This is a genomic window from Marivita sp. (assembly GCF_051251565.1).
Taxonomy (GTDB): domain Bacteria; phylum Pseudomonadota; class Alphaproteobacteria; order Rhodobacterales; family Rhodobacteraceae; genus Marivita.
Map to the genome: position 1 here is coordinate 1 of NZ_JBPOFB010000062.1, position 2465 is coordinate 2465.

A 2465-nucleotide genomic window follows, 5' to 3' on the forward strand; every position below is an offset into this window, starting at 1 on the left:
CTTGTGTCGCAACAACAAACCAACCAGATGCACCGCCGTCATTCAAACCGCCCAGACACCAGATTCAGCCATAACTCGCGGAAAACAGGCTGCATGTCTGGCCGGATTGGCTCCGATCTCACGCCAATCAGGAAAATGGCAGGGCAAGGATCGCATCCAGGGCGGGCGCGCATTCTTCCGCCGCGCTATGTATATGCCCCCACTGTGCGTGATCCGTCACGATCTGAGCGCAAAGAGGAAATACGACCAGCTGGTGAAAGCCGGAAAACCGCCCAAAGTCGCGCTGACCGCCATCATGCGAAAGCTTGTCGTTGTCGCAAACGCACTTCTCAGAGACGGGCGGAAATGGACTGAAAATTACGCTTGATCAACACGGATACTTGGTAGCGACACTGTGTCCGGCGAAGGCGCCAGCTGAAAATCGCGTTGTGCCCGAACCTGCGGTTTTAAGACCTGCTGGTCGTCTGTCATGTCTGGACATGGACTTGCTCTGCTTTGAATATGGCGCGCAGGGAGTGCACGGAATGATTGACAGGGATGAACATCGACAGCGTTCCCAGCCGTGTAGCGGCCAGCAAGGAGCCCCTGCACTGCCGCTGTGGCCGACGGAACACGGTATGTGTGCGCGCTGGATGGCATTGGATGGCGGCGAAATGGCGGCGCTTGACGTTGCCCTACCACCGCAGCTTGCCCGGGCCGTCGCCAAGCGAAAGGGTGAATATCGTGCGGGGCGACGCTGTGCGATGGAGGCGATACGCGATCTTGCCCCGGATCTGCTAGCATTGACCGACACCGCCACGGACTGGCCGATCCTGGGGCCTGACCGCGCGCCCGTGTGGCCAACCGGCGTCACCGGCAGCCTGACGCACTGCGACAGATTCGTGGTCTGCCTAACGGCAAAGTCTAGACAGTACGTCGGTTTGGGCATCGACATCGAAGCCACTGTTCGACCGCAGGACAGCCTGGAAATCCGGTCGCAGATCATCCGGCCCGAAGAGTTGGCACTTGTCTCTCAGACTCCTTGGTCCGACGCGGGATTTACTCTGTTGTTCTCGGCCAAGGAGTCCATTTTCAAGGCCGTTTACCCTACGGTCAAAAGATTTGTCGATTTTCACGAAGCGCGCCTGACGACCATATCGGGGGACGATCTGTGGTTTGAACTGCAACCGGAGTTGTCGTCGCAGCTTGCTCGTCAAAGCATTCTGCAGGTTCGGGCGGGCTGGTGGCAGGGCCATGTCATAACTCTTTGCGTGCGGCCAAACATGGTTAAATGCGGCGAATCACACTCAATCGAAGGGCGCAGATCGCAGCGTTGTTTTATTTGAATTCACTCAGAATATTCATGATTTGTAAATCTTGTGGGTTTTCAGACCGAGGCGGCTGTCGAAACCGGGATTACAGCGACAAAACCTGTACATCAGGGGTAATTAAGGTTGGACTTTGACCTTGGCTTGTTGAATAGATGAATAGCTGGATGACGTTGCGGAATATCGACGTCTGAAAATTTATGGATATCCGTCCGATTTAATTCCAAGCCCGATATGAGGTGACACCATGGCGACCACAACAATGGCAAAAAATGACAACAAGGCGGAAACTCCTGTCGATATCCGGCACCAGAAAGTTGCAGAGATCATCTCGTCTTCGGTGAAGTGGTCGGCTGCGGGCGGCGTTGTACCCGTACCTTATTTCGACCTGCTCGCCATCGGCGCCGTTCAGGTACAGATGGTTCGCAAGATCGCGGCTGCCTACGCACAGGACGCGGATGAGCAGAACCTCAAGGCCGTGATCACGGCGCTGTTGGGGACACTGGCACCGGCGGCGGTCAGTACCGGCCTGCTGGGATCATCGGTCAAGCTGATCCCGTTCAGCGGCACGTTGATTGGCAGCGCTGGAATGGCCGCATTTGCCGCCGCATCCACCTATGCAATCGGCAAAGTCTTTGTGCGTCATTTCGAAGGCGGCGGATCGATGCTCGACTTCAGCGTCGATGCCATCAAAAAGGACCTACAGGACGAATTCGCTGCCGCCAGCTCCAAATAGGTCTGTAGAGTGATGAATCCGGTCGTCGTCATAGCCTACCTTGGCCTGTGCGCCATTGTAGGGCTTTTCGGGCGTGACCGTGCGCTGGGTTTTGGCGGGGCTTTCATCTTATCCATCATTCTGACACCGCTAACCGTGGCCATCACATTGCTTTTGACCCAGCCCAAGCATTAAGCAAGTGCCCGGAAAAATATGACCAGAAAAGCGTCGCAATCCGCTCAGCCCCACGGGCTGGGCGAAAAGCTTTTGAGGCTCATGGCCTCGGGCAGTCAGTCCGGTCAGAAGGGTCGGAGGATTGGGCTGGTCCAACTCTGGTCGTCGATCGGGAAACCTGGCTTGGCGAACCTTGGGATTGTCGCGTTGCTGTCGGCGACATGCGGCACGGTCGTGCTTTACCTGCTGAATGCCGAAGCGCGCGAAGT

General features: G+C 56.6%; 5 protein-coding genes. All 5 read left to right on the forward strand.

All coding sequences use genetic code 11. The features are described from left to right. Positions 1-367: transposase (locus tag ACSHXH_RS19305; RefSeq protein ID WP_435673427.1), on the forward strand; the 367-nt coding region annotated here is incomplete at its 5' end. Positions 368-524: 157 nt separating this feature from the next. Beyond that, the gene (locus tag ACSHXH_RS19310) at positions 525-1325 is read left to right on the forward strand and encodes a 4'-phosphopantetheinyl transferase family protein (RefSeq protein ID WP_435673428.1); all 801 of its coding nucleotides are present in this window, start codon (positions 525-527) and stop codon (positions 1323-1325) included. 229 nt (positions 1326-1554) lie between these two features. Beyond that, a complete protein-coding gene (locus ACSHXH_RS19315) occupies positions 1555-2043 on the forward strand; it encodes a YcjF family protein (protein WP_435673429.1) in 489 nt (162 codons plus the stop codon). Between the two features lie 12 nt (positions 2044-2055). Beyond that, entirely contained in the window at positions 2056-2217 is a 162-nt protein-coding gene (locus ACSHXH_RS19320) for a hypothetical protein (RefSeq protein WP_435673430.1), read from the forward strand. Positions 2218-2235: 18 nt separating this feature from the next. Beyond that, positions 2236-2465 (forward strand): hypothetical protein (locus ACSHXH_RS19325; RefSeq protein ID WP_435673431.1); only part of this gene is annotated, 230 nt, incomplete at its 3' end.